We start from the raw sequence: 22,411 nt of genomic DNA on the forward strand, positions 1-22,411 counted from the left end.
GGCTGAACACCGGACCACCGCCGCCGCGGGGCCTACTTCTCGGTCACTCCGGCCGAATCGAACGTCGCCACCTCGTGCATCGCCCGTGCCGTGCTCTGCACCAGCGGCAGGGCGAGCAGCGCGCCCGTGCCCTCGCCGAGGCGCAGGTCGAGGTCGACCAGGGGGCGCAGGCCCAGCTTGTTGAGGGCGGCCACATGGCCCGGCTCGGCACTGCGGTGGCCCGCGATGCAGGCCGCGAGGACCTCCGGTGCGATGGCACGGGCCACCAGGGCGGCGGCTCCGGCACTGACGCCGTCCAGGATCACCGGCGTGCGCAGCGAGGCGCCGCCGAGGAGCAGGCCGACGATCGCCGCGTGCTCGAAGCCGCCGATCGCCGCGAGGACGCCGATCGGGTCGGCCGGGTCCGGCTGGTGGAGCTCGATGGCCCGGCGGACGACCTCGGTCTTGCGGGCCAGGGTCTCGTCGTTGATGCCGGTGCCACGGCCGGTCACCTCGGCCGGGTCGGCGCCGGTGAAGACGGAGATCAGGGCCGCGGACGCGGTGGTGTTGGCGATGCCCATCTCGCCGGTGAGCAGCGCCTTGTTGCCGGCCGCCACCAGGTCGCGGGCGGTCTCGATGCCCACCTCGATGGCGGCCTTGGCCTCCTCGCGGGTCATCGCGGGACCGGTCGTCATGTCGGACGTGCCCGCGCGGACCTTGCGGGGCAACAGCCCGGGCGTGGCGGGCAGGTCGGAGGCCACGCCCACGTCGACGACGCAGACCTCGGCGCCCACCTGGTTGGCGAAGGCGTTGCAGACCGCTCCGCCGCCGAGGAAGTTGGCCACCATCTGGCCCGTGACCTCCTGCGGCCAGGGGGTGACGCCCTGGGCGTGCACCCCGTGGTCGCCGGCGAAGATGGCGACGGCCGCGGGCTCGGGGATCGGCGGCGGGCACTGCCGGGACAGCCCGGACAGCTGCGCGGAGATGATCTCCAGCATGCCGAGCGCACCGGCCGGCTTGGTCATCCGCTTCTGCCGCTCCCAGGCCTCGCCGAGCGCCTTGGCGTCCAGCGGGCGGATCCCGGCGACGGTCTCGGCGAGCAGGTCGTGCGGGTCCTCGCCGGGCAGCGCGCGACGGCCGTACGTCTCCTCGTGCACGACCCAGGACAGCGGACGCCGCTTCGACCAGCCCGCCTGCATCAGCTCGGGCTCGTCCGGGAACTCGTCGACGTAACCGACGCACAGGTAGGCGATGACCTCCAGGTGCTCGGGCAGGCCGAGGGCGCGGACCATCTCGCGCTCGTCGAAGAAGCTGACCCAGCCGACGCCGAGGCCCTCGGCGCGGGCGGCCAGCCAGAGGTTCTCGACCGCGAGCGCCGCGGAGTACGGCGCCATCTGCGGCTGCGTGTGGCGGCCGAGGGTGTGCCGGCCGCCGCGGGTCGGGTCGGCGGTGACGACGATGTTCACCGGGGTGTCGAGGATGGCCTCGATCTTCAGTTCCTTGAACTGCTTCGCCCGGCCCTTGGGCAGCGACTTCGCGTACGCGTCGCGCTGGCGCATGGCCAGTTCGTGCATCGTGCGGCGGGTCTCGGCGGACCGGATGACGACGAAGTCCCAGGGCTGCGAGTGGCCGACGGAGGGCGCGGTGTGGGCGGCCTCCAGCACGCGCAGCAGCACCTCGTGCGGGATCGGGTCGCTGCGGAAGCCGTTGCGGATGTCGCGGCGCTCACGCATGACCTTGAGGACGGCCTCGCGTTCGGCGTCGTCATAGGCGGGCGCGGCCGGGCCGGTGGACTGTCGTGCTTCTGCCACTGCGGCCGTGCTCTCTTCCTGGTCGGCGGCCCTGGTCTCCAGGTCCTCCGCGTGCTGTACGACTTCGGGACCGGGCTCCACGTCCGGCGCGACCGGGACGGGCGCGGGTTCGGCCTCGCGGGGTGCGGGGACCGTGGCCGCGGGCTCCTCCGGGGCCGCGGCGGGCTGCTCCTGGAGGGGGAGGACCAGCGGGTGCGGCGGGGTCGGGGCCAGGTGCGGAGTGGTCGGCACCGTTCCCTCGACGGGCACGAACTGACCCAGGGGCTGGTCCGGGTGCGCCACCAGCGGGACGCTGCCCGGGAGGGAGTCGCCGGGAGCGGCCTGCTCGGGGACGGCCGCCGCCACGGGGCCGTCGGCCTCCGGCGCGGCTTCGGGGGTGCCCGCCTCAGGGGCAACTGCCTCGGCAGCGGCGTCGGTCACGGGGTGCGCGACGGCCGCGGGCGGCGCGGCCTGCGGCCCCTCGGCCACGACGGGCGCCGACGGCTGGGGCTGGGCGTGCGGCGCGACGGGGTCGACGACCGGCTGAGCCGCCTCGGCCTCCGGGGCGACGGGCCCCTGCGGCGGTACGGCGATGGCGGCCGGGGCTTCCTCGGCGTGGCCGGACTCGGCCGCGACGGCCTGCGGCTCCTGGCCGGGCTGGGGCTGCCGCGCCTCCTCGGCGGGCGGCTGCTCGCCCACGGCACCGACGGCCTGCGGGATCTCGTCGGCAGCGGGGCGCGCGGGCTGGGGGGCCGGGGCGACGGCGTCCGGCTGCGCGGGCTGGGGGGCCACGGGCACGGGGGTGCCGGCGGCAGGCGTCGCGACGGTCTCGCCTGTGGGCATGGTCGGTACGGCGTCCGGGGCGGACACGATCGCCTCGGCCTCCGGCGTCTCCTGGACGACGGCCACGGGCTCGGGTGCCTGCACGGCCTCGGCGACGGGGGCGACCGGGGCGACTGCCTGAGCCGGCGACACGATGACCTGGGCACCGGGCACACCGGCGGCGGGCGTCTGAGCCTGAGCCTGTGCGGCCTCGGCGAGCCGCGCTCCCTCGGCCTCCGGGAACCGCGAACCTTCGGGAGCCTGGCTCGGCGGGACCTGCGGCCCGTCCGGAGCGTGCCCCTCGGGGACCGGCGCCCCCTGCGCCTGGGTGCCCTCCGCACCCTGTACGGCGACCGGGCCCTGCACACCGTCCGGAGCCCCGGCGACCCGCGCGGCCCCGGTCTCCTGCGGGCCGGTCCCGCCGGACACCTGAACGCCTGCGGAAGGCTGCGCGACCTCGGCGCCGAGGCCGGCCTCGGCACCCTGGCCGGCCTCGGCGCCCGGCACGGCCGCCGGACCCTGAGCCGGCCCGGTCTCCTGCGCGACAGGCGCGCCGTACACCCCGTCGTGTCCGTGCACGGGCTGCATCCCGTCGTGCCCCTGCACGGCCTGCGGGCCCCCCTGCGCAGCGGCCTGGACGCCCTGGACGGACAACGCCACATCCGCCGGAACGGCGGCGGTCGCGAAGCCCGGCGAGGGCGCCTGCTCCGCCGTACCGCTCGCGACGGCCTCCGTGGCGAGCCGGGCCACGGCCGCCTGGGCCGCGCCGGGTCGGCCGGCGGCCGGCTCTGCGGCCGACTCCAGAAGGGGAGCCACCGCTTCCGCGGCCGGGACCGGGGCCGGAGCGCCCAGCTGTGCCTCGGGTGCCTGCGGCGCGCCCCAAGGGGCCGCGCCCTGGGGGGCCGCGTCGGGCAGCGCCTGGACGTCGAGGTACTCGGGGCCGGTCGTCTGCGGGCCGGGCTGTCTCACCGGCGCGCCCGCGGGACCGCGGTCGGCGAGGGAACGGACCGGGCTGGCCGAGGCGTTGGGGATCGGCGGACCCATGTGCAGCGGGCGGCGCGGGGCCGCGGTCTGCTCGTGCGGGGCCGAGAGGATCGGGGACGGCGGGACGGACACGGGCGGGTCGGGCAGGCGGACGCCACCGAGGTCGACGGAGCCGCTGTCGCGGCCGGCCGCCTCGTGCGGTCCCGGCTCGTGCACGGCCTCGACGACCGGCTCCGGGGCGGGCGGCGGCACCTCGTTGCCCCATGCGCTCTGGGCGCCCGGCAGGAGCAGGTCCTCGTCCTCGGCGGTGGTCTCGGAGAGGTAGGTGTACATGCCGTGCGCGGGAACGCCTGGCTGTTCCACCCTGCCTGCGCTCTCCGGCAGTCCCTCGCCCGGGACCTGGCCGGTGTCCGTCATGCGTACCCCTCGCCCATCGGTTAGTGCTTCTACGACCAGCTCACCCGGAACGGCGCACCGACCGCCCCGCAGTGAAGAACGAGCGTGCGTGCCCAGCGGCACGAACGACCGTCCCACAAAAGGCGACAAAGCCATTCGGTGGCATTGTCCCGGTCGTTCCACCCTCGCGGCAGCTTGATCCGCGACAGCCCGCTGTGGACTGCGCCACGTTGCGCGTCCTCCGGTTCTGCCGTACCACACCCACCCCAAAACGGGCGTGTTTTCCGGACATTGACGAACGAATTTCCGGGCCACTGGAGCGGTACAACGATCGGCCAGCCTACCGCGCGCAGTACGACAACAGGATCACGGGGCGCGATCCGGTAGAAGCCCGCTGAGCAGGAACGCAACGTTCCGCTCCGTCTCCGTCCAGCCTCGTGTCTCCAGTTCGACGGACTGCATCAGGGCGCACTCGACCCGGTAGCCGTGCTCGGTCAGATCGCGGCCGACGAGTTCGGCCGCGTCGCGGGTCGCGGCGTGCGTGACGATGCGCTGCGGACGCCGGTCGGCGACCGCTGAGACCACGGCCGCTCCCCCGCCGCCGACACGGACGACGTCCGGTTCGGGCAGGTTCTCCAGGACGTGCGGGGCAGTGCCGTGCACGATCTGCAGTTGCACGCCGAAGTGCCGCGCGGCGGCCTCGGTGCGGGCGCACGCCTCCGGGTTCCGGTCGACCGCGATCACGGCGGCACCGGCGCGCGCGGCCTCGGTGGCGAACGCGCCGCCGCCGCAGCCGATGTCCCAGACGAGGTCGCCGACGCGCGGTCCCAGGCGGGCGAGTTGGGCGGCCCGGAGCAGATCCGTCTCCCCCTCGCCGAGTCCGCCGCCGTAGGCCTCGTCGGGCAGTACCCAGCCGCGCGGACCCGCGCCGGGGTCGCGTCCGGCGATCCAGCCACCGCCCTCGCCCGCCCCGACCGGCCCGCCGATGACGATGACGACGTTCGGGTCGCGCCAGGTGTGGTCGGCGGCCTTGTCGGAGGTGACGACGGTGACCTGTTCGCGCTCGGTACCCAGTTCCTCGCAGATGACGAAGGTGCGGTGGACCCCGTCCAGGAGCAGCCCGAGTTCGGCGGGGCCAGCGCCGGGTGAGGTGAGTACGGCGACCTTGGTGTGGGCCCGGCACACATTCACCGCGCGTCGCAGGGTGCGCCGGTGTGCGACGACCACTTGGGCGTCGTCCCAGGGCATTCCGGCTCGGGCGAAGGCGGCGGCCACGGAGGAGACGGCGGGGACGACTTCGACCTCCAGGCCGAACTCGGGTGCGTGCAGAATCCGTACGACACCGAAGAAGCCGGGGTCTCCGTCCGCGAGCACCACCGCGGTGCCCCGGTGGGCGGCGATGCGGCGGGCGGCGAGGGCGACGCTGCCGAGGCGGATGCGTTCGGCGGCCCGGGGCACCTCGGGGAGCGCCAGGTGGTGGGCGGCGCCCGCGACGAGGGTGGCGGCGCCCAGGGCTCCGCGGGCCGCGGCGGTCAGCGGTGAACCGTCCCAGCCGATCACCGTGACGCGGTCGGCCATCGTCGTCAGTCTCCAGGGTTTGCGCAGGTCGTCAGTGGTGGGGGCCCGCAGGCAGGCTCCGTGAGAGTACCTGGTGGGGGCGACGGGCGCGCGACCGGCGGTGCCCCTGTGGGTCCCGTGCTGTCAGTTCCAGTCCGAGAACGACGTGAAACCGCCGGTGTCGGCGAGCTGCTCGCCCGCGCCCTCCAGGTCCTCGGGCAGCAGGCTCCACACGATGAAGTCGGTGCGCACATCGGTCCACGCGCCGTCCTCGGTGCGGACGTGGACTATGCACGCGTTGCGCAGGACGCCCTCGCTGATGCAGCCGATCTTCTGGGCGACCTGCTGGGAGGCGGTGTTGTCGGCGGCGGTGCGCAGCTCGATGCGTTCCAACTTCCGGTCGCCGAGGAGCCATTGGGCGGTGGCGAGCGCGGCTTCGGAGGCATAGCCCTCGCCGCGGGCCCAGGGGGCGATGATGTACGACAGTTCGGTGGACCGGATCTGCCAGTTGGTCTTCGTCAGCTGGACGATGCCGACCAGGCGCTGGGTGAGGAACTCGGTGACGGCGAGGTCCAGGCCCCGGCCGGCGGCGCGCTCGGCGGGCGCGTACTCGGTGATCCAGTGCCGGGCGCCGTCCTCGGTGAACGGCTGGGGGACGTCGGTCCAGGCCGCGACCTGTTCATCGTTCATCATCTCGGCCAGGGCGGGCACGTCGTCCTCGTCGAGGGGCCGCAGCACCAACCGCTCCGTGCTGATGGAGATGTTGGGGAAGGTGCTAGTCATGCGCCACTCCGTAACCTTCGGAAAACCTTCAGGGCCTGCTGAACTGCCCAGCATGCAGCATGAAACCACTCAACCCCGCAACGGGGCCCTCCCCCACTGCCCAAAGGGGCGTGGGGGGGACCCCCACCGGGTGAGGGAGTGGACCCCGTGCGTGGCGATACGCGGTATACGCCCCGTCAGAACGACGCGATGACCGAGCCCTGGTACTTGTCCTCGATGAACTTCTTCACCTCGGGCGAGGTCAGGAGCTTGGCGAGCTTCTTGACCCGCGGGTCCTTCTCGTTGCCCTTCTTCACGGCGAGGAAGTTGCCGTACGGGTTGTCCTTCGCGGACTCCAGGACGAGGGCGTCCGTGGCGGGCTTGAGACCGGAGGAGATGGCGTAGTTGCCGTTCACGACCGCGGCGTCCACGTCGTCCAGGGAGCGCGGGGTCTGGGCCGCCTCGACCTCCTTGAACTTGAGGTTTTTCGGGTTCTTCGTGATGTCCTGCGGGGTCGCTTCGGTGCCCACGCCGTCCTTGAGGGCGATGAGCCCGTTGTCGGCGAGGAGCTTCAGGGCGCGCGCCTCGTTCACGGTGTCGTTCGGGACGGCGAGGGTCGCACCGCTCTTCAGGGCGTCGGTGCTCTTCACCTTGTGGGAGTAGAGACCGAGCGGCTCCAGGTGCACCGTGACGACGGGCACGATGTGGGTGCCGCGCTTCTTGTTGAAGTCGTCCAGGTACGGCTGGTTCTGGAAGTAGTTGGCCCCGACGGAACCGTCCTCCGTGGCCGTGTTCGGCACGATGTAGTCGCTGAACTCCTTGACCTCCAGATCGAGGCCCGCCTTCTTCGCCAGGTTCTGCTTGACGAAGTTCAGGATCTCGGCGTGCGGGGTGGGGCTCGCGGCGACGACCAGCGGGCCGCTGTAGTCGGCGGAGGAGGATGCCTTCTCCGAGCCGCAGGCGGAGAGCCCGAGGGTGAGGGCTCCGGCGGCGAGGACGGCGGTGGTGATCTTGGCGGTGTTACGCACGAAAAGTGCCTTTCCTAGGGTGGTGCGACCCCTTGAATCAAGGGGCGTCGGCGCGAAGCGCCGTCGTTGAGGGGCGGTGGTCGGGCGACGGGTGGGTGTGACGGGGAGTCTGTGGAGGGGTGCTCAGGCGGCCTTGCTCACGTCGGCGGCCGCGGGCGTCCTGGCCTTGAGCAGGCGCAGCTTCGGCGCCGGGCCGGAGCGGCCGCCGCGCCGGTGCAGGGAGCGGGCCGCGTAGTCGCCGGCGAACTGGATGACCGAGATGACGACGGCGAGGATCGCCACGGTGATCCACATCATCTGGGTCTCGAAGCGCTGGTAGCCGTAGCGGATGGCGATGTCGCCGAGGCCGCCCGCGCCGACCGTGCCGGCCATGGCGGAGTAGCCGATCAGGGCGACGACCGTGGTCGTGGTGCTGGAGATCAGCGAGGGCAGCGACTCGGGTACGAGGACCTTGCGGACGATGGTCCAGGTGCTGCCGCCCATCGACTGCACGGCCTCGACGAGCCCGCCGTCCACTTCGCGGACAGCCGTCTCGACGAGGCGGGCGAAGAACGGGATGGCGCCGATGGCGAGCGGCACAATGGCGGCCTCGCGGCCGATGGTCGTCCCCGTGATCCAGCGGGTGAAGCTCATCAGCGCGACCATCAGGATGATGAACGGCATCGAGCGGGCGATGTTCACGATCTGCCCGACGACCTTGTTGGCGACGACGTTCTGCATCAGTCCGCCCTTGTCGGTGAGGACGAGCAGGATGCCGAGCGGAAGCCCGCCGACGACGGCGATGAGCGTGGACCAGCCGACCATGTAGAGCGTGTCCCAACACGCCTGGGACAGCAGCGGCTGCATCTCGGACCAGGTCACTTGGCACCTTCCTTCACCAGCACGGGCTCCTGGCCCGCTTCGCCCACGACATCGATCTGCAGGCCCTGTTCGCGCAGGAACCCGATGGGCACGACGTTGTCCTCGTAACGGCCGGGCAGTTCGATGCGCATACGGCCGATCTGGAGGCCGCCGACGGTGTCGATGGCGGCGCCGAGGATCGATATGTCGATGTTGTAGGTGCGCGAGAGCTGGGAGATGACCGGCTGGGTGGCGGCCTCGCCGTGGAAGGTGACGTCGAGCACGGTCCGGTCGGCGCCGGTGGCCTCGCCGCCGACCGGGAACAGCGCGGAGGCCAGTTCGGAGCCGGGGGTCGCGAGCAACTCGCTGACGGTGCCGGACTCGACGATGCGTCCCTGCTCCATGAGCGCGGCCGAGTCGCAGATACTCTTGACCACGTCCATCTCGTGCGTGATGAGCAGGACGGTCAGGCCGAGTTGCCGGTTCAGGTCGCGCAGCAGCTGGAGGATGGAGCGGGTGGTCTCGGGGTCGAGGGCGCTGGTGGCCTCGTCGGAGAGCAGCACCTTGGGGTCGCCGGCGAGCGCGCGGGCGATGCCGACCCGCTGCTTCTGTCCGCCGGAGAGCTGTGCCGGGTAGGCATTGGCCTTGTCGGCGAGGCCGACGAGGTCGAGCAGTTCGAGCGCCTTGCGGGAGCGGTCCTTGCCCGACCTGCCGAGGATCTCCAGCGGCAGTTCGACGTTGTCCTGCACGGTGCGCGAGGACAGCAGGTTGAAGTGCTGGAAGACCATGCCGATCCGGCTGCGCGCCCGGCGCAGTTCCCAGCCGGCCCGCGGACCGCGCCCGGCGAGGGCGGTGAGGTCCTGCCCCGCGACGGTCACGGTCCCGGCGGTGGGACGTTCCAGCAGGTTGACGCAGCGGATGAGCGAGGACTTGCCGGCGCCGGACTGGCCGATGACGCCGTACACCTCGCCTTCGCGGACGTGGAGATCGACGCCGTCCAGGGCGGTGACCTCTCGGCCGCGCGAGCGGTAGACCTTGCTCAGGCCCGATGTGGTGATCACTGTGATTCCGTCACTGTCGAGTGCGCGGGCGTGGGTGTGCCCGGGCACAGGTGCATTCGTTCAGGGACGCGGCACGGTTCTCGCGGTGGCGATGGAACCGGGGGAGAACATGTGCGCGGGGGCGGCTTACGTCGCGGATGTCGTCGGACGACACGCGGACGTGCCACGGCTCTCGCTTCGGGGCGCGAGGCTCAGGTGGTGCAGGGGCCCTCTAGAAGGCGCACATTCGACACATACAACGAGCACCGGGCGTCATGGTCGCCTCGGTCGCAAGGATGCGGCTGCTCGTCGTGGTCATGCGATCAGTAAACCAGACGTACGGTCCTGACAGTCCGCAGCCGTCCGCATGCCGGACAGTGGTGGACACCGGTCAGTGGCGTACGGAGATCTCCACTCCCCCGTCGGTGACCAGGGCGGACAAGGCCGACAGGTCGTCGACGACCAGGTCGGCGACCAGTTCATGGGCCGGGTGGGTTGTGGCCAAGGCCACGGTGGTCATCCCGGCGGCGCGGCCTGCCCGGAGGCCCGCCGGGGCGTCCTCGAAGACGACGCAGCGGGCCGGGTCGACGCCCAGCCGGCGCGCGGCGAGCAGATAGGGCTCGGGGTCGGGCTTGCCGCGCGTGACGTCGTCGGCGGCGACGAGCATCTTGGGCCGGATCCCGACGGCGTCGAGCCGCGCCTCGGCCAGCCTGCGGGTCGCGGAGGTGACCACGGCCCACCGCTCGGCGGGCAGCGGGGCGAGGAAGTCCCGGGTACCGGGCAGCAGCCGGACACCCCCGTCCGGTACGTCCTCCACCTCCAGCTGCTCGACCCGCGCGACCGCCTCCGCGACGACCCCCGCGGGCAGCAGATCGGCGACTATCTCCACCGCGGTCCGCCCGTGCAGCTCGACCCGCGCGAAGTCCTCCGCCGCGATCCCGAACTCCCGCGCCCACCGCGCCCAGCACCGGTCCACGGAGTCGAGCGAGGAGACAAGGGTGCCGTCGTTGTCGAACAGGAGGGCCTGCGCATGGATCGTCATGGTCCAGACCCTACGGCGTACGGCGGGGGCGACCGCATCGGACCGTTTGGCCCGTAATAGGGTCTGCGCATGCTCAATGTCCTGACGCTGGTCACCAGCGTCGCCGCGCTGCTGCTCGCCGCCTGGTGCGGGTGGGCCGCCTATCGTGACCAGCCGACCAAGGACTGGCACTTCATCGGCATGGCCGTGGTGTCGCTGCTGGCCGTGGTGCAGCTGGTGATCGGGGTGGTCCTGCTGGCGCGGGGCGAGAAGCCGGAGCAGGGCACGACGATCTTCGTGGCGTATCTGCTGGGGGCGTTCGCGTGCATCCCGGCGGCGGGTTTCATGTCGCTGGCCGAGCGGACGCGGTGGGGGTCGGTGACCGTCGCCGCGGGCGGCGTGGTGCTGGCCGTGCTCGAAGTGCGGCTCTTCGACATCTGGGGAGGGTGAGATGACGGCCACGGAGGAGACGAAGCCGGCGCGGACACGGCTCATCAGCGGGCCGGGGATGCTGCTCGTCTGGTTCTACGGCGTGATGGTCGTCGGAGCCGTCTCACGGTCCGTCGTCCAGATCGCGACGGACTTCGGGCGGGCGCCGCTCGCCTACTCGCTGTCCGCCGTCGCGGGTGTGGTGTACGGGTTCATCACGTATTCGCTGGTGCGTGGCGGCGAGAAGGCCCGCAGGGCGGCGCTGGTGTGCTGCGCCGCCGAACTCGCGGGAGTGCTCGTCGTCGGTACGTGGACCCTGGTCGAGCCGTCGGCCTTCCCGGACGCGACGGTCTGGTCCGACTACGGCATGGGGTACATCTTCATCCCCGTACTGCTGCCCCTGTCGGCCATGTACTGGCTGCGGAAGGCGCGGGACGGCGTCACGCCGTAGTCGCGTACGTCCCCGCCGGCTTCTCCAGGACGATCATGGGTACGCCGTCCGCGCCCTTGGACGTGCCCACCGTCTCGTAGCCCACCCGCCGGTACAGCCGCAGGTTCCCCTCGCTGCGGTGGCCGGTGTGGAGGCGGAACTTCTTGGCGCCGCGCTCCTCGGCGAGGGCCCCCTCGGCCGCGCGCAGCAGTCTGGCCCCGATGCCGTGGCCCTGCAGACGCGGGTGGACACAGAGCTTGCCGATGGCGGCCGCGCCGTCCTCGGTCACCGTGCCGCGCACCGAGCCGACCACCTCTTCGCCGAGCCGGGCGACGAAGACGCAGTCGGAGGCGACCTCCTGACGGACCGAGTCGAGACTCTGGACGAGCGGGTCGATGCGGTAGTTGCCGTACAACGCCGCCTCACTCTGGAAGCACAAGTACTGGAGCCTGAAGATCTGCTCCGTGTCCTGCTCGGTCGCCACCGAGATGGTCACGCTCATGCCCATGTGCGCACGCCTCCCGCTCACCTGATCGCCTGTCGTCCCCCACTCCTATCCCCGCGCTTCGCGGGCCGCAACCTCCGGTGCGAGCAATCGACGCAGACATCCCAGACATCGGGAACGTTCCGGGCCAAGACTGCCCTGTGAGATACCCAACTCCCCCGCGATCTCCCGGTATGTGAGGTCCCTCGGGGAGAGCAGCGCCTCCATCAGACGAGGGCAGCGGCCGGGCAGCCGGCGGACCGCGTCACGCAGGGCACGGTGCCTGGCGGCGGTGAGGGCGAGCTGCTCGGGCCCCCGGCCGCTGTCGTCGGCGGGCTCCGTGTCGTACGGCCGCTCAAGACGGTTCGCACGACGGCTGCGGCGCACCTCGGCGCGGACGGCCTTGCGCAGCCACGCCTCGGGGTCGAGCGGCGGCCCGTCGGAGTCCAGTCGCTCGAGGAGGCGCAGCCAGACCGCCTGCTCCAGATCACCCGGTTCGGTTCCGGAGGCATATCCCTCGGCGGATGCCTCGGCGGTGAGCAGCGGGCTCAGCGCGGCAACCAGATCGTGCGTCATATGCGGAACGACGCGGCCGCCCCGACGATAGGTTGCCGGGGCGGCCGCGGGTCTACCCGAACGGGTTCAGCGGGCTCAGCCGTTGACGAAGTCCTCGCGGGCGAGCAGACCGGTGTCCGCGTTGTCCGTGAAGACACCGTCGATACCGGTCGCGAAGTACGTCTTGAATGCCCCGAAGGCATCTCCGTAGGCGTCGACGCCGGTGCCCTTGCGGAACTCCGCCGGGAGGAAGGGGTTCTCGTTGCGCATGGTGTAGGGGTGCAGGATCAGACCCACCTTGTGCGCGTCCGCGACCAGGGTCGTCGGCGTGGTGAGCCTGCCGTTGGCGTCCTTCGGGATGACCAGGTCGAGCGTCGGGCCGACGCCCTGCGCATAGCCGGCGATCTCCCTGAGGCCCTTGGGCGTGATGAGGTCGGCGACCGTGCGCGGGTCGCCCGCCTCGACGAAGTCCCAGGGGCGGCTGGTCGCGCCGGAGAGCAGGACCACGAGCGGGTTGTCGACCAGCTTGTTCAGGCGCTGGATGCTGGTCGGCTCGAAGGACTGCAGGATGACGGGCGAGTTCCGCCGGTCCTTGCCGTACTTGCGCAGCAGCTTGGCGACCCGCTCCTCGAGGCCGAGGCCCAGCTTGCGGAAGTAGGTGGGGTGCTTGGTCTCCGGGTAGATCCAGACCTGCTTGCCCCGCTTACGGGTCTCCTCGTCCTGCCACTTGAGGACCTCTTCGAAGGTGGGGATCTCCCAGCGGCCGTCGTAGAGGGTGTTGTGCGGGCGGTTCGCCGGGATGCGCTCGATCGCGCGCAGCGTCTTCAGCTCGGCGAGTGTGAAGTCCTCGGTGAACCAGCCGGTGGTGGGAACGCCGTCCAGCACCTTGGTGGTCTTGCGGCCGGCGAACTCGGGATGGTCCGCGACGTTCGTGGTGCCGCCGATCTCGGGCTCGTGGCGGCAGACCAGATGGCCGTCCTTGGTGGGGACCAGGTCACCGGCCTCGACGACGTCGGCGCCGAGGTCGAGGGCCAGGTTGTACGACCCGAAGGTGTGCTCGGGCCGGTAGCCGCTGGTACCCCGGTGGCCGATGATCGTCGGCTTGGGCAGGCTCTTCAGACCACCGCCGGTCCGGGCCGTTTTGGCCTCCGCGGCTCTGGCGGCGCCGGGCAGCCCGAAGACCGCTCCGCCCGCCCCGAGCACCGCGGCGCCGAGAAGCGCCCGTCGTGCGGTGCCCTGCGTCTGCTCGTTCGACTCGTGGCTTTCCATGAGGGCCCTCCTGCCGTCCGCCCGTGATTGCGGCCCGATGGTAGGGGCGTGGACATGACTGCCGGGAGACCTCGGTTCGAACACGCGGGTGACGCCGGATGTCATGAGGAAAGCAAGATGTGACGGTCCGTCGGCATCGGCGCGGACGGCGCGGGTACCCGGCCCGATGGGCCACCCGCGCGATGTCCGTCACATCGTCGCACCGACGTTACGCGCGGATTCCGGCACGCCACCGCAGGTAAACCTGCGTCAACACTACGTAAGACCTCGGTGAAGCGGACGCACCCGATGTGCGCTTCCCCCGGAGCCGCGAGTAATGTCCTCACCTGCACAGACTCATATCGACCCCCTCGACATCGGAGGACCCGTTGTCCCGCTTCGCGCTCATCAAGGCAGTGCTCGGACCGATCATGCGCCTGATGTTCCGCCCCCAGGTGGAAGGCGCGGAGCGCATCCCGGGCGACGGACCGGTCATCCTGGCCGGCAACCACCTCACGTTCATCGACTCGCTCGTGCTGCCGCTGGTGACCAAGCGGCAGGTGTTCTTCATCGGCAAGGACGAGTACGTCACCGGCAAGAGCCTCAAGGGCCGGCTGATGGCCTGGTTCTTCACCGGCGTCGGCATGATCCCGGTGGACCGGGACGGGGCGAGCGGTGGCGTGGCCGCGCTGATGACCGGTCGCCGGATCCTTGAGGAGGGCAAGGTCTTCGGCATCTACCCCGAGGGCACGCGGTCGCCCGACGGCCGTCTGTACCGGGGCCGCACCGGCATCGCCCGCCTCACTCTGATGACGGGCGCGCCGGTGGTTCCCTTCGCGATGATCGGCACGGACAAGTTGCAGCCGGGGGGTCGGGGTATTCCGCGGCCGGGCCGCGTGACCGTTCGTTTCGGTGAGGCGATGGAGTTCTCCCGGTACGAGGGGATGGACCGGGACCGGTATGTGCTGCGGGCGGTGACCGACTCCGTGATGGCGGAGGTCATGCGGCTGTCGGGGCAGGAGTACGTGGACATGTACGCCACGAAGGCGAAGGCGGCCTGAGCGCCACAGGGGTTTCTGTCGTTTCCCGGGTGCGGGTGCGTTGTGGCTTGTCGCGCAGTTTCCCGCGCCCCTGAAGGGGCTCTGCACTCACCCGGTGCTTTCCAGTTTCTGGTCCTTCAGTAGGAACCACGCCGCCGCCGCTGTTGCCAGGAGGACGGCCGCTCCTGCGCCCGAGGCCAGGTGCAGGCCGTGGACGAAGGAGTCCCGGGCCGCCGTCAGGAGTTCCGCCGAGGTGTGGGCCGGGAGAGTCGTCGCCGTTTCCACCGCGGCGCCCAGTGACTCATGGGCCGCTTCCGGAGTGCCCGCCGGGCCCGTGAAGTCGCGGTAGACACCCGTCACGATCGAGCCGAGCAGGGCGATGCCCAGCGCGGCGCCGAGTTCGTACGCCGTTTCGGAGACCGCGGAGGCGGCGCCCGCCTGGTCCTTGGGGACGCTGGAGAGGATCACGTCGGCGGTGACGGTGAAGGAGAAGCCCGCGCCCACGCCGACGACCAGGAGCGCCGCGCCCAGGACCGGATAGCCCGTCGACTGCCCCAGCGTCGTGAGGACGGCGAGGGCGAGACCCACCACCGCGAGGCCGCCGGAGACCACGGCCCGTACCGAGAAGCGCCGGGCCGCGCGGCCCGCGACGAGACCGGCCGTCACCGCGCCGACCGCGGCGGGCAGTTCGGCCAGACCCGCCTCGAACGGGCGCCTGCCCTGGACGAGTTGCAGGTACTGGGAGAGGAAGAACACCAGGCCGGACATGCCGAGCACGGTCAGCAGGTCGGCGAGGACCGCGCCGCTGAAACCCCGCTTGCGGAACAGCCGCATGTCCAGCAGGGGCGTGGGCATGGTGAGCTGGCGGTGGACGAAGCCGTACAGCGCGGCGGCGCCCAGCAGGCCCGCGACGAGCGTCTCCGGGGTGAAGCCGTGCGTCGCGGCCTCCTTGACCGCGTAGACGACGCCGATCATGCCGACCAGCGAAAGCACGACGCTGATCAGGTCCCACGGGCCGGGATCGGGGTTCCGGGACTCGGGCAGCGTCCTGATGCCGACGAGGACGAGGACCACCATCACCGGCAGGTTGATGAGGAAGACCGAGCCCCACCAGAAGTGCCCGAGGAGGAAGCCGCCCACGATCGGCCCCACGGCCGTGCCGGCGGAGGCGGTGGCACCCCAGATGCCGACCGCGAGGCTGCGCTCGCGCGGGTCGTGGAACAGATTGCGGATCAGGGCGAGTGTGGCGGGCATCAGGGTCGCGCCCGCGACACCGAGCAGCGCCCGCGCCAGGATCAGCAGCTCCGGCGTGGTGGCGTAGGCGTTGAGGACGGATATCGCGCCGAACACCGTGGCGCCGCCGAGCAGGATCCGCTTGCGGCCGATGCGGTCGCCGAGGCTGCCCATGGAGACCAGCAGTCCGGCGATGACGAACGAGTAGACGTCACCGATCCACAGGAGCTGGGTGCCGGAGGGGTTGAGGTCTTCGCTGATGTAGGGGGTCGCGAGACCGAGGACGGTCGCGTCGACGGCCACCAGCAGCACGGCCAGCACGAGGACGGAGAGCGCGAGCCAACGGCCCGGACGCTTCTCCGCCTCCGTCATGGGGGCCGGCTGCAGGGTGCTGGTCATGATTCCTCTCTTCTGAGTGCGCCGCCGAGCAACAGCTCGGTGATCATGTGGGTGAAGTCCTTGGGGGCCACGCGGCCTTCCGCGACCGCCCAGGCGCCGGAGGCCATCAGGCCGTACAGCGCCTCGGTGAGCCAGGCCGGGGTGAGGTCGATGCGGAATTCGCCGCCGGCCTGGCCGCGCCGGAACAGGGCGGCGACGCGGGCGTCGAGACGGGCCCAGCCCTCGTTCTGTTCCTCGCCCTCGAACAGCTGGTTCTCGGTGTAGAGGAAGGCGAGCAGTCCGGCCGCGGGCTCGATCGCCCGCACCAGCCGGCGTACGGCCTCGCTCGCGGGCCCCTCGTCGGGCCGGGCCTCGTCGAGCGCCGCCTCGCACTCCGCGATGCCGAGCGCCTCCAGCGCCCGCACGAGCGCGTCGCGCCCGGCGAAGTGGCGGTGCAGCGTGGCGCGGCTGATCCCGGCCGCCCTGGCGACCTCGTCCATGGTGGCGGTGGATTTACGGGTCAGCAGGGCCGCGGCGCTGCGCAGCACGTGATCACGATCGAAGGCCATGAAACAATCGTAGCCCATGTGAGACATCTTTGTCTCATTATAGGCGTGCGTGACTCATCGTTGCTGGTCGGTGGACATGCCCCGCCGCCCCCGGGGCACGGGTGGGTCCGTCAGTGCCAGGGCAGCTGCCCGCGCCGCTCCCAGTACGCGGCCGGCTCCTCGACGAGGGCCGCGAGCTTCTCCAGCTGGTCCTCGTCGAGGTCGACGACCGCGGCGTGCAGGTTGGAGGCGAGCTGGTTGGTGGTCGCGGCACCGGAGAGGACGATCCCGGCCCACGGCCGGCGCAGGATCAGGGCGAGGGCCACGGCGTCGCAGCCGAGGGAGGTCTCCGCGGCCACGGCCTTCAGCACCTCCGGTGCATGGGGCTCCGCGAGCCGCCCGTTGGCCATGCCCTCCTTGACGATCACCGTGAGCCCGGCGTCATGGGCCTCGGCGAGGGCGGGGTCGGCCGAGGTCTCCAGGGCGTTGTACGTCGACTGGACGGTACGGAAGAGGGGCTCGCCGTCGACGGTCACGGCGAGGGCGGCCCGGACGGCGTCGGCCTGGGCGGGGCCGCTGGTGGAGAAGCCGATGGTCACCCCCTCGGCGGCGGCCTGGGCGAGCCTGCTGTGGAGTTCCTTGTCGGTGAGGGCCGGGCTGTCCGGGGTCACCGAGTGGATCTGGTAGAGGTCGAGGCGGTCGCCGAGCAGTTCGTCGGTCTCGGCGCGCTGCCGCTCGTAGGTGGCGAGGCTGTGGTCCTTGACCTCGTGCTCCTCCGCGTCGGTGGACCAGCCGGCGGTGTAGGTGTAGCCCCATTTGCTGCCGACGACGATGTCGTCGATGTCGGGGCGGGTGTTCAGCCAGTCGGCGAGGAACTCCTCGGAGCGGCCGTAGGAACGGGCGACGTCGAAGTAGCGCACGCCCTGGGCGTAGGCGGCGTCGAGGAGCTCGTGGGTGCGGGTGCGCAGCGTCCCGACGCTGCGGTCCTCGCCCAGGTCTTGGTCCCGGCCGAGGTTGATGTAGCCGGGGCGGCCGACGGCGGCGAGACCGAGTCCGATGTGGCAGGTCGGGGTCGTTGCTGAGGCCAGTCGCGCGAAGGGCATCGCGGGCTCCGTTCGGTCGGCTCCGTTACGGCTTGCGACCAACGTAACCCGCGATGCCGCTGCGCTCAGCGAGGCGGGGGCGCCCAAGAGCTCGGGTGGTGCGGCTCCTGGGCGGGTGCGGGAGCGTCGTAGCTTGTCGCTCCCGCGCGGCGGAGCCGCAGATCGATACAGCCCCGCGCCCCCAAAGGGCCTGCGGCCCTTGGGAGCACAGGCCTCTTACTTGGCCGTCGCCCACTCGTGCTGGGCCGCCACGTTCTGCTTCAGCTCGGCCAGCTGGATCGCGACCGCGCTCGGGGCCGTACCGCCGCGGCCGTCGCGGGAGGCCAGGGCGCCCGGGACGTTCAGGACGCTCCGCACCTCCGGTGTGAGGTGGGCGGAGATCTTCGCGAACTGCTCGTCCGTGAGGCCGTCGAGTTCCTTGCCCTCGGACTCGGCGACCTTGACGCACTCCCCCGCGACCTCGTGCGCCACCCGGAACGGCACGCCCTGCTTGACCAGCCACTCCGCGATGTCGGTGGCGAGGGAGAAGCCGGCCGGGGCCAGCTCCTCCATGCGCTCGCGGTTGACCGTGAGCGTGGCGATCATCCCGGTGAAGGCCGGGAGCAGCACCTCCAGCTGGTCGCAGGAGTCGAAGACCGGCTCCTTGTCCTCCTGGAGGTCGCGGTTGTAGGCCAGCGGCAGGGCCTTCAGGGTCGCCAGCAGCCCCGTCAGGTTGCCGATCAGCCGGCCGGACTTGCCGCGCGCCAGCTCCGCGATGTCCGGGTTCTTCTTCTGCGGCATGATCGACGAGCCCGTGGAGAACGCGTCGTGCAGCGTGACGAAGGAGAACTCCTTCGTGTTCCAGATGATGATCTCCTCGGAGATCCGGGAGAGGTTCACCCCGATCATCGCCGTGATGAAGGCGAACTCGGCGACGAAGTCGCGGGAGGCCGTGCCGTCGATGGAGTTGCCGACACTGCCGTGCTCGAAGCCGAGGTCCTTGGCGACCGCCTCCGGGTCCAGGCCCAGGGAGGAGCCGGCGAGGGCACCCGAGCCGTACGGCGAGACCGCCGTGCGCTCGTCCCACTGGCGCAGCCGCTCGGCGTCCCGGGACAGGGACTGGACGTGTGCGAGGACGTGGTGGGCGAAGAGGACCGGCTGGGCGTGCTGGAGGTGGGTGCGGCCGGGCATGGCCACGTCGGGGTGGGCTTCGGCGAGGCCGATCAGGGCGTCCTGGAGGTCGGCGATCAGACCGCCGATCGTACGGGCGTGGTCCCTCAGGTACATCCGGAAGAGGGTCGCCACCTGGTCGTTCCGCGACCGCCCCGCGCGCAGCTTGCCGCCGAGGTCGGGGCCGAGGCGCTCCAGGAGGCCGCGCTCCAGGGCGGTGTGGACGTCCTCGTCGGCGATGGTGCCGACGAAGGAGCCGTCGGCCACGTCCGCTTCGAGCTGGTCGAGCCCGGCGAGCATCCGGGTCAGCTCGTCCTCCGTGAGGAGCCCCGCCTTGTGCAGCACGCGCGCGTGGGCACGCGAACCGGCGATGTCGTAGGGCGCGAGCCGCCAGTCGAAGTGGACGGACGCGGACAGCTTGGCCAGGGCCTCGGCGGGACCGTCGGCGAAACGGCCGCCCCAGAGCCGTACGTCACCGCTGTTGCTGCTCACTTGCGTTGCTCCTAGAGAGAGACGGATGTGCCGCCGCCTCCCTGCCGACCGGCGGTCAGGGAGGCGGCAATGGCGTTACTGCTTACGCGAGGTCGCGTCAGGCTACGCCTGCGCTTGACGCTGCGCCGCGATCTTCGAGGACATGCTGTAGATGTCGATGAAGCCCTTGGCCGCGGCCTGGTCGAAGGTGTCGCCCGTGTCGTAGGTGGCGAGGTTGAAGTCGTACAGCGACGACTCGGAGCGCCGGCCGGTGACGACCGCGCGGCCGCCGTGCAGGGTCATCCGGATGTCGCCGTTGACGTGCTGATCGGCCTCGGCGATGAAGCCGTCGAGGGCGCGCTTGAGCGGGGAGAACCACTGGCCGTCGTAGACCAGTTCGCCCCAGCGCTGCTCCACCTGCCGCTTGTAGCGGGCGAGTTCGCGCTCGACGGTGACGTTCTCCAGCTCCTGGTGGGCCGTGATGAGCGTGATCGCACCCGGGGCCTCGTACACCTCGCGGGACTTGATGCCCACGAGACGGTCCTCGACCATGTCGATCCGGCCGATGCCCTGGGCGCCGGCGCGCTCGTTGAGCTGCTGGATCGCCTGGAGGACGGTGACGGCCTTGCCGTCGATGGCGACGGGGACGCCGTGCTCGAAGGTGATGATCACCTCGTCGGCCTCGCGGGGCTCGGCCGGATTGGAGGTGTACTCGTAGATGTCCTCGATCGGGGCGTTCCAGATGTCCTCCAGGAAGCCCGTCTCGACCGCGCGCCCGAAGACGTTCTGGTCGATGGAGTACGGGGACTTCTTGGTGGTGGCGATCGGGAGCTGCTTGGCCTCGCAGAAAGCGATCGCCTTGTCGCGGGTCATCGCGTAGTCACGGACCGGGGCGATGCACTTGAGGTCGGGGGCGAGGGCGACGATGCCGGCCTCGAAGCGGACCTGGTCGTTGCCCTTGCCGGTGCAGCCGTGGGCGACCGTGGTGGCGCCGTGCTTCCGGGCCGCGGCAACGAGGTGCTTGACGATCGCCGGCCGGGACAGGGCGGAGACCAGCGGGTAGCGGTCCATGTAGAGGGCGTTGGCCTTGATCGCCGGGAGGCAGTACTCGTCGGCGAACTCGTCCTTGGCGTCCGCGACCTCGGCCTCCACGGCCCCGCACGCGAGGGCGCGCTTGCGGATGACGTCCAGGTCCTCGCCGCCCTGACCGACGTCGACCGCGACCGCGATGACCTCGGCGCCCGTCTCCTCGGCGATCCAGCCGATGGCGACGGAGGTGTCCAGACCGCCCGAGTAGGCGAGTACGACGCGCTCGGTCACTGGTGTCTCCTCACCGTGCATTACTGACATGCATGAGTATGCAGTGCTCTGCATGATTCGTCAATCCGCGAGCCTGTCGAGAGAGTTTCGAAGAGACGCTGAACAAACGAAACCGCTTTCCCGTACTCACCCCCGAACGCCGGCGCCGCGTTCGCCGACCCACTCCTGACCCAAGTGAGGCATCCGCATGTCCAGGGCTCTTCCGAAGTACAACAAGCGTCGCGTGGCCGTCATCGGTGGCGCTGCCGCCGTGGTGCTGTCCGGCGCGGTCATCGCCGGCACCGCCCTCGCCGGGACGCCCGCCAAGAGCAGCAGCGCCACGAACGCCCGCACCCTCGCGAGCCCCGGCACGATCAGCTGCCCGGACGTGGCCTCGAAGCTCCCGGCGATCCCCGCCTCCGCCAAGGCCGAGGTCGACCGCAACCTCGCCCTCCTCCAGACCCAGATCCAGGAAGCCAACAAACGCCTGGTCGACACCGTGGGCCAGGGCGGCCCCAACTTCGTCAACAACGCCATCCTCGGCCCACTCAAGGACAAGCGGGTGGCGACCGTCAACCGCATCGCCACGGCGATCGGGCGTACGGCCGCCAAGCCGACGGGCCTGGACGCGCTGGCACCGTGCACGCTGAACGCGGGCGGCGCGAACACGGGCACGAACGCGGGCACCAGCACGGGCGGTGCCGCCGCGGGCAACCAGGCGACGGCCACCCCCAGCGCGACGGCCGCGCAGCAGTCCACCGGCGGCACGAACAACGCCAACGCCGCCGTGGGCACGATCAGCTGCCCGGACGTGGCCTCGAAGCTCCCCGCGATCCCCGCCTCCGCCAAGGCCGAGGTCGACCGCAACCTCGCCCTCCTCCAGACCCAGATCCAGGAAGCCAACAAACGCCTGGTCGACACCGTGGGCCAGGGCGGCCCCAACTTCGTCAACAACGCCATCCTCGGCCCACTCCAGGGCAAGCGCGTCTCGACGATCGACCGCATCGCCATCGCCATCGGCCGTACGTCGGCCAAGCCGACGGGCCTCGACTCCCTGGCCGCCTGCACGCTCACCAAGTGAGGTGACAGGCTGCTGTGGCCGCCCCGCACTCCCTCCGGCCGGGGCGGCCACGGCGGACCGGTCGACCGCCGGATCGCGGGATCGCCGGATCGCCGGATCGCCGCTCAGGGAAATCCTTAGACAGTCGAAAGGACTCTCCCGATAATCGTTGGCCATGGGAAAGACCTATGAGCGCATCGACGGCAGGCTCCGCACGTTCATCGAGGAACAGCCCCTCTTCTTCACCGCGACCGCGCCCCTGTCCGGCGACGGCACGGTCAACCTCTCCCCCAAGGGCCTCAAGGGCTCCTTCGCGGTGCTCGACGAGCACACCGTGGCGTATCTGGACTTCGCCGGATCCAACGCGGAGACCATCGCGCATCTGCGGGAGAACGGCCGCATCACCCTGATGTGGTGCGCCTTCCAGGGCCCGCCGAACATCGTGCGGGTGCACGGGCGGGGCGAGGCCGTCTTCCGTGACGACGCCCGGTTCGGGGAGCTGCTCGCCCACTTCCCCGGCATCGACCCCACCCCGCACGGCCTGCGCGCGATCATCGTCGTACACGCCGAACTGGTCCGGGACACCTGCGGATACGCGGTGCCCGTCATGACGTACGACGCGGACCGCGATCTGCACGGAAAGCGCTTCGCCCGCGAGGACGACGCATCGCTGAGCGACTACTTCGGAAAGAAGGAACACGTGGCGACTAGCCTGGATGGCCTACCAGGGCTGCCACTGCCGCTCCCGCCCTCTACCGTCTGAGC

At 71.2% G+C, this 22,411-nt stretch carries 20 protein-coding genes; 5 read left to right on the top strand and 15 right to left on the bottom strand.

The genetic code is table 11. The features are described from left to right. Positions 1-32: 32 nt before the first annotated feature. The 7 genes from cobT to ACZ4EG_RS21655 all read right to left on the bottom strand — a co-directional run bounded on the left by cobT (position 33) and on the right by ACZ4EG_RS21655 (position 10,240). Positions 33-3,992, bottom strand: coding sequence for a nicotinate-nucleotide--dimethylbenzimidazole phosphoribosyltransferase (gene cobT, locus ACZ4EG_RS21625; RefSeq protein ID WP_467791719.1), 3,960 nt, complete (start codon positions 3,990-3,992; stop codon positions 33-35). Between the two features lie 345 nt (positions 3,993-4,337). Then, complete coding sequence (gene cbiE, locus ACZ4EG_RS21630; protein WP_467791720.1) at positions 4,338-5,549, bottom strand: precorrin-6y C5,15-methyltransferase (decarboxylating) subunit CbiE; 1,212 nt, start codon at positions 5,547-5,549, stop codon at positions 4,338-4,340. A gap of 123 nt (positions 5,550-5,672) precedes the next feature. After that, positions 5,673-6,311, bottom strand: a complete 639-nt coding sequence (locus ACZ4EG_RS21635; protein WP_453549557.1) for a GNAT family N-acetyltransferase — start codon at positions 6,309-6,311, stop codon at positions 5,673-5,675. Between the two features lie 176 nt (positions 6,312-6,487). Further along, positions 6,488-7,318: a MetQ/NlpA family ABC transporter substrate-binding protein gene (locus ACZ4EG_RS21640; protein WP_467791721.1), complete on the bottom strand. Its 831-nt coding sequence runs from the start codon at positions 7,316-7,318 to the stop codon at positions 6,488-6,490. Positions 7,319-7,441: 123 nt separating this feature from the next. Continuing rightward, positions 7,442-8,179: a methionine ABC transporter permease gene (locus ACZ4EG_RS21645; protein WP_467791722.1), complete on the bottom strand. Its 738-nt coding sequence runs from the start codon at positions 8,177-8,179 to the stop codon at positions 7,442-7,444. Continuing rightward, a complete protein-coding gene (locus tag ACZ4EG_RS21650) occupies positions 8,176-9,219 on the bottom strand; it encodes a methionine ABC transporter ATP-binding protein (RefSeq protein ID WP_467791723.1) in 1,044 nt (347 codons plus the stop codon). The genes ACZ4EG_RS21645 and ACZ4EG_RS21650 overlap by 4 nt, the downstream gene beginning before the upstream one ends. A 370-nt stretch (positions 9,220-9,589) precedes the next feature. Continuing rightward, on the bottom strand, positions 9,590-10,240 hold the full coding sequence (locus tag ACZ4EG_RS21655; protein WP_453549568.1) for an HAD family hydrolase: 651 nt from the start codon (positions 10,238-10,240) through the stop codon (positions 9,590-9,592). A 69-nt stretch (positions 10,241-10,309) separates the two neighbouring features. On the opposite strand from ACZ4EG_RS21655, the gene ACZ4EG_RS21660 reads away from it, so the two are divergent. Together ACZ4EG_RS21660 and ACZ4EG_RS21665 are read left to right on the top strand one after the other, a co-directional pair. Continuing rightward, positions 10,310-10,669, top strand: coding sequence for a hypothetical protein (locus tag ACZ4EG_RS21660; RefSeq protein WP_467791724.1), 360 nt, complete (start codon positions 10,310-10,312; stop codon positions 10,667-10,669). 1 nt (position 10,670) lies between these two features. Then, positions 10,671-11,099, top strand: coding sequence for a hypothetical protein (locus ACZ4EG_RS21665; protein ID WP_453549572.1), 429 nt, complete (start codon positions 10,671-10,673; stop codon positions 11,097-11,099). On the opposite strand, the gene ACZ4EG_RS21670 is transcribed toward ACZ4EG_RS21665, so the two are convergent. From ACZ4EG_RS21670 to ACZ4EG_RS21680, 3 genes are all read right to left on the bottom strand, one after another. Further along, positions 11,089-11,586, bottom strand: coding sequence for a GNAT family N-acetyltransferase (locus ACZ4EG_RS21670; protein WP_390710903.1), 498 nt, complete (start codon positions 11,584-11,586; stop codon positions 11,089-11,091). The genes ACZ4EG_RS21665 and ACZ4EG_RS21670 overlap by 11 nt on opposite strands. 45 nt (positions 11,587-11,631) lie before the next feature. Beyond that, entirely contained in the window at positions 11,632-12,138 is a 507-nt protein-coding gene (locus ACZ4EG_RS21675; RefSeq protein WP_453549575.1) for a sigma-70 family RNA polymerase sigma factor, read from the bottom strand. A 75-nt stretch (positions 12,139-12,213) separates the two neighbouring features. Then, on the bottom strand, positions 12,214-13,386 hold the full coding sequence (locus ACZ4EG_RS21680) for a glycerophosphodiester phosphodiesterase (protein ID WP_453549577.1): 1,173 nt from the start codon (positions 13,384-13,386) through the stop codon (positions 12,214-12,216). 368 nt (positions 13,387-13,754) lie between these two features. On the opposite strand from ACZ4EG_RS21680, the gene ACZ4EG_RS21685 reads away from it, so the two are divergent. Then, positions 13,755-14,426 carry a lysophospholipid acyltransferase family protein gene (locus tag ACZ4EG_RS21685; protein WP_263206736.1) on the top strand — a complete coding sequence of 224 codons (672 nt, stop codon included), beginning with the start codon at positions 13,755-13,757 and terminating at the stop codon, positions 14,424-14,426. 87 nt (positions 14,427-14,513) lie between these two features. Here the strand turns inward: ACZ4EG_RS21685 and ACZ4EG_RS21690 are convergent, their stop codons facing one another. The 5 genes from ACZ4EG_RS21690 to ACZ4EG_RS21710 form a co-directional block, all read right to left on the bottom strand. After that, positions 14,514-16,037 (bottom strand): MFS transporter, encoded by a 1,524-nt coding sequence (locus tag ACZ4EG_RS21690; RefSeq protein ID WP_467791725.1) that lies wholly within the window; start codon positions 16,035-16,037, stop codon positions 14,514-14,516. After that, positions 16,034-16,585 (bottom strand): TetR/AcrR family transcriptional regulator, encoded by a 552-nt coding sequence (locus tag ACZ4EG_RS21695; protein WP_453549582.1) that lies wholly within the window; start codon positions 16,583-16,585, stop codon positions 16,034-16,036. The genes ACZ4EG_RS21690 and ACZ4EG_RS21695 overlap by 4 nt, the downstream gene beginning before the upstream one ends. A gap of 110 nt (positions 16,586-16,695) precedes the next feature. Further along, positions 16,696-17,667, bottom strand: a complete 972-nt coding sequence (locus ACZ4EG_RS21700; RefSeq protein ID WP_467791726.1) for an aldo/keto reductase — start codon at positions 17,665-17,667, stop codon at positions 16,696-16,698. A gap of 216 nt (positions 17,668-17,883) precedes the next feature. Next, positions 17,884-19,308 carry an argininosuccinate lyase gene (gene argH, locus ACZ4EG_RS21705; protein ID WP_453549587.1) on the bottom strand — a complete coding sequence of 475 codons (1,425 nt, stop codon included), beginning with the start codon at positions 19,306-19,308 and terminating at the stop codon, positions 17,884-17,886. A 102-nt stretch (positions 19,309-19,410) separates the two neighbouring features. After that, complete coding sequence (locus ACZ4EG_RS21710; protein WP_467791727.1) at positions 19,411-20,607, bottom strand: argininosuccinate synthase; 1,197 nt, start codon at positions 20,605-20,607, stop codon at positions 19,411-19,413. A 187-nt stretch (positions 20,608-20,794) separates the two neighbouring features. Here ACZ4EG_RS21710 and ACZ4EG_RS21715 point away from each other — a divergent pair, with 187 nt between their 5' ends. Then, a complete protein-coding gene (locus ACZ4EG_RS21715) occupies positions 20,795-21,667 on the top strand; it encodes a hypothetical protein (RefSeq protein ID WP_467791728.1) in 873 nt (290 codons plus the stop codon). 154 nt (positions 21,668-21,821) lie between these two features. Further along, entirely contained in the window at positions 21,822-22,409 is a 588-nt protein-coding gene (locus ACZ4EG_RS21720; protein ID WP_467791729.1) for a pyridoxamine 5'-phosphate oxidase family protein, read from the top strand. Positions 22,410-22,411 lie beyond the last annotated feature (2 nt).

This window comes from Streptomyces sp. NPDC025638 (genome assembly GCF_055558775.1).

Excerpts from the sequence above, each read along its gene's own strand:
- cobT (WP_467791719.1), bottom strand. The coding sequence starts at position 3,992 with ATGACGGACACCGGCCAGGTCCCGGGCGAGGGACTGCCGGAGAGCGCA.
- cbiE (WP_467791720.1), bottom strand. The coding sequence starts at position 5,549 with ATGGCCGACCGCGTCACGGTGATCGGCTGGGACGGTTCACCGCTGACC.
- ACZ4EG_RS21635 (WP_453549557.1), bottom strand. The coding sequence starts at position 6,311 with ATGACTAGCACCTTCCCCAACATCTCCATCAGCACGGAGCGGTTGGTG.
- ACZ4EG_RS21655 (WP_453549568.1), bottom strand. The coding sequence starts at position 10,240 with ATGACGATCCATGCGCAGGCCCTCCTGTTCGACAACGACGGCACCCTT.
- ACZ4EG_RS21660 (WP_467791724.1), top strand. The coding sequence starts at position 10,310 with ATGCTCAATGTCCTGACGCTGGTCACCAGCGTCGCCGCGCTGCTGCTC.
- ACZ4EG_RS21665 (WP_453549572.1), top strand. The coding sequence starts at position 10,671 with ATGACGGCCACGGAGGAGACGAAGCCGGCGCGGACACGGCTCATCAGC.
- ACZ4EG_RS21670 (WP_390710903.1), bottom strand. The coding sequence starts at position 11,586 with ATGGGCATGAGCGTGACCATCTCGGTGGCGACCGAGCAGGACACGGAG.
- ACZ4EG_RS21675 (WP_453549575.1), bottom strand. The coding sequence starts at position 12,138 with ATGACGCACGATCTGGTTGCCGCGCTGAGCCCGCTGCTCACCGCCGAG.
- ACZ4EG_RS21680 (WP_453549577.1), bottom strand. The coding sequence starts at position 13,386 with ATGGAAAGCCACGAGTCGAACGAGCAGACGCAGGGCACCGCACGACGG.
- ACZ4EG_RS21690 (WP_467791725.1), bottom strand. The coding sequence starts at position 16,037 with ATGACCAGCACCCTGCAGCCGGCCCCCATGACGGAGGCGGAGAAGCGT.
- ACZ4EG_RS21695 (WP_453549582.1), bottom strand. The coding sequence starts at position 16,585 with ATGGCCTTCGATCGTGATCACGTGCTGCGCAGCGCCGCGGCCCTGCTG.
- ACZ4EG_RS21700 (WP_467791726.1), bottom strand. The coding sequence starts at position 17,667 with ATGCCCTTCGCGCGACTGGCCTCAGCAACGACCCCGACCTGCCACATC.
- ACZ4EG_RS21715 (WP_467791728.1), top strand. The coding sequence starts at position 20,795 with ATGTCCAGGGCTCTTCCGAAGTACAACAAGCGTCGCGTGGCCGTCATC.
- ACZ4EG_RS21720 (WP_467791729.1), top strand. The coding sequence starts at position 21,822 with ATGGGAAAGACCTATGAGCGCATCGACGGCAGGCTCCGCACGTTCATC.